2 protein-coding genes are annotated in these 2,755 nt (G+C 75.1%); one reads left to right on the top strand and one right to left on the bottom strand.

Annotated elements, in window-relative coordinates; genetic code table 11:
- The first annotated feature begins 7 nt into the window (after nucleotides 1-7).
- A complete protein-coding gene (gene dusB / locus L7D48_RS27900) occupies nucleotides 8-1,150 on the top strand; it encodes a tRNA dihydrouridine synthase DusB (RefSeq protein WP_374494062.1) in 1,143 nt (380 codons plus the stop codon).
- Nucleotides 1,151-1,202: 52 nt separating this feature from the next.
- Here the strand turns inward: dusB and L7D48_RS27905 are convergent, their stop codons facing one another.
- The gene (locus L7D48_RS27905; protein ID WP_237883737.1) at nucleotides 1,203-2,678 is read right to left on the bottom strand and encodes a trehalase family glycosidase; all 1,476 of its coding nucleotides are present in this window, start codon (nucleotides 2,676-2,678) and stop codon (nucleotides 1,203-1,205) included.
- Nucleotides 2,679-2,755 lie beyond the last annotated feature (77 nt).

Below are 2,755 nucleotides of genomic sequence, written 5' to 3' on the forward strand. Positions count from 1 at the left end.
GACGAGGATGCCCGCCCCCATGTCACAGCAGCTCGCCATCGGTCCGCACACGGTCCGGCCGCCCGTGGTCCTCGCGCCGATGGCCGGGATCACCAACGCGCCGTTCCGGACGCTGTGCCGCGAGTACAGCGGTGGCCGGGGACTGTTCGTCAGCGAGATGATCACCACCCGGGCACTGGTCGAGCGGGACGCCAAGACCATGCGGCTCGTCCACTTCGCCGAGACCGAGAAGCCGCGCTCCATCCAGCTCTACGGAGTGGACCCGGCGACCGTCGGCAAGGCCGTCCGCATGATCGCCGACGAGGACATGGCCGACCACATCGACCTCAACTTCGGCTGCCCGGTGCCCAAGGTGACCCGCAAGGGCGGTGGCTCGGCGCTGCCGTACAAGCGGAACCTGCTGCGGGCCATCCTGCGCGAGGCCGTCACCGGCGCCGGCGGGCTGCCGGTGACCATGAAGATGCGCAAGGGCATCGACGACGACCACCTCACCTATCTGGACGCCGGGCGCATCGCGGTGGAGGAGGGCGTCACCGCCATCGCCCTGCACGGCCGCACCGCCGCCCAGCACTACGGCGGCACCGCCGACTGGGACGCCATCGCCGCGCTGAAGGAGGCCGTGCCCGAGATCCCGGTGCTGGGCAACGGCGACATCTGGTCGGCCGACGACGCGGTGCGGATGATGCGCGAGACCGGCTGCGACGGCGTCGTGGTCGGACGCGGCTGCCTGGGCCGGCCGTGGCTCTTCGGCGATCTGGTGGCGGCCTGCGAGGGCAGGCCGGAGCGGGCCGAGCCCACCCTGGGCGAGGTCGCCGCGGTGATGCTGCGGCACGCCCGGCTGCTGGGGGAGTGGCTGGAGGACGAGGCGCGCGGGGTGATCGACTTCCGCAAGCACGTGGCCTGGTACACCAAGGGCTTCCCGGTCGGTTCCGAGATGCGCCGGAGGCTGGCCGTCGCGTCCTCGCTCGCCGAGCTGGAGGATCTGCTGGGCGAGCTCGACTTGGACCAGCCGTGGCCCAAGGGCGCGGACGGCCCGCGCGGGCGCACCTCCGGACGCAACCGGGTGGCCCTGCCCGACGGCTGGCTGGACGACCCGTACGACCGCGCGGGCGTCGCGGCCGACGCAGAGCTGGACACCTCCGGCGGCTGAACCGGCTCCGGGCTCCGGGCCCGGGACCCTCCGGGGGTCTCAGGGAGCCCGCTCAGTCCGCCGTGCCGCTGCGCACCAGCGCCCCGACGCGCATCCCGGTGCGCACCGCCGCGCGGTCCGCGGACCGGTCGGCACTGCGGGAGAGCAGGTCCAGGGCGAGCGCCGCCGTCCAGCTGAACTCCCGGGCGCCCCGGCCCGCCCCGGTGTGCGGGTCGACGTACTCGGCGAAACCGGAGGCGGCGGCCGACGCCAGCACCGCGGCGCGCAGGGAGTCGGCCCGGTTGGTGTGCCCGTACTGCCTCAGACCCCGCTCCACCAGCCAGTTGACGTTGAACCAGGCCGGTCCCCGCCAGTAGCGGCACGAGTCGAAGGCGTGGCCCTTCAGGTCGTAGCTGGGCACCAGGCGGACGGTGTCGCCCAGCCCGAAGTGCTCGCCGCCGACGGTGCGCAGCAGCGTGCGGACGATTCGCCGCGGCAGGCCGGGGACGATCAGCGGCACCAGTCCGGCGGCGCTGCGCTCCCGGATCGGCTCGCCGCGGTGACCGGCTCGTACGTCGCGGCACAGGAACATGCCGCTGTGCTCGTCCCACAGGCGCTCCACCAGGGCGTCGGTCAGCCGCGCGGCCCGTGCGCGGTGCCCGCCGGGGTCGCCTTCCGGGCCCTCGGCCCCGACCTCGGCGGCGATCTGCGCCAGGGCGTGCTCGGAGGCGATCAGCAGGGCGTTGACACCTGGGTCCTCCACCGCGAACGGGTGCGGGGCGTCGGCGTCCCGGTAGCCGTGGTCGCGGTAGTCGGCCGCCAGCCGCACGTACCGGCCGTAGTCCAGGTCGGTGGGGCGGTCGGCGGCCGAGCCGTGGTCGAGGTCGCAGCGGCGGAAGGAGCGGGGATCGGCCGGCTCCACGCGGGACAGGGGGGCGTCCCAGGCCGGGCTGTTGTCCATGCCCGGCTCCCACGGGTGGACGGCCGACACCAGTCCGTGCCCGCCCAGGTCACGGTGGGCGGTCAGATAGCGGTGCCAGGCGACCAGCCGCGGGTAGAGGCGTCTGAGGAAGCCGCGCCGCCGCGAGGTCGCCGGGTCGGCGCGGTGCACCAGCCAGACGGCGAGCGCGTGGACGGGCGGCTGCACGATTCCCGAGGTCTCCACGTGCCCGGGCGCCCCGGCCCCGGCTCCGGCGGTCGAGGAGCGCCAGAAGTCCGGGCTGGGGAAGTACGCCCCGAGCGGCACGGACGGATTGAAGACGATGTGCGGGACGCGGCCGTCGCCCCACTGGGCGGCCATCAGCGTCTCCAGCTCGCGCTGGGCGCGCGGCGCCGACAGGTGGCGCAGGCCGATCGCGACGAACGCCGAGTCCCAGCTCCACTGGTGCGGGTACAGGCTGCGGGAGGGAACGGTCGAGGCGCCCGTCCAGTTGCGCAGCAGCACCTGGCGCGCGGCCTGGCGCAGCTCGGCCGCGGTGACGCCGACAGGCGGCCGCTGGGCGGGGATGAACGGCCGGGCTGTGGTGAGGGGGAGCGGGACGGGCTTCATCGGACCGCCGCACCCGCGCCGGAGCGGGCGGTGGAGGGTGCCGCACACGGCCGTGGCCCCCCGGCCCGGGGGGCGGG

Origin of the sequence: Streptomyces sp. ICN903, from assembly GCF_022015835.1 — a bacterium.
In the GTDB taxonomy this organism is placed as follows: domain Bacteria; phylum Actinomycetota; class Actinomycetes; order Streptomycetales; family Streptomycetaceae; genus Streptomyces; species Streptomyces fenghuangensis.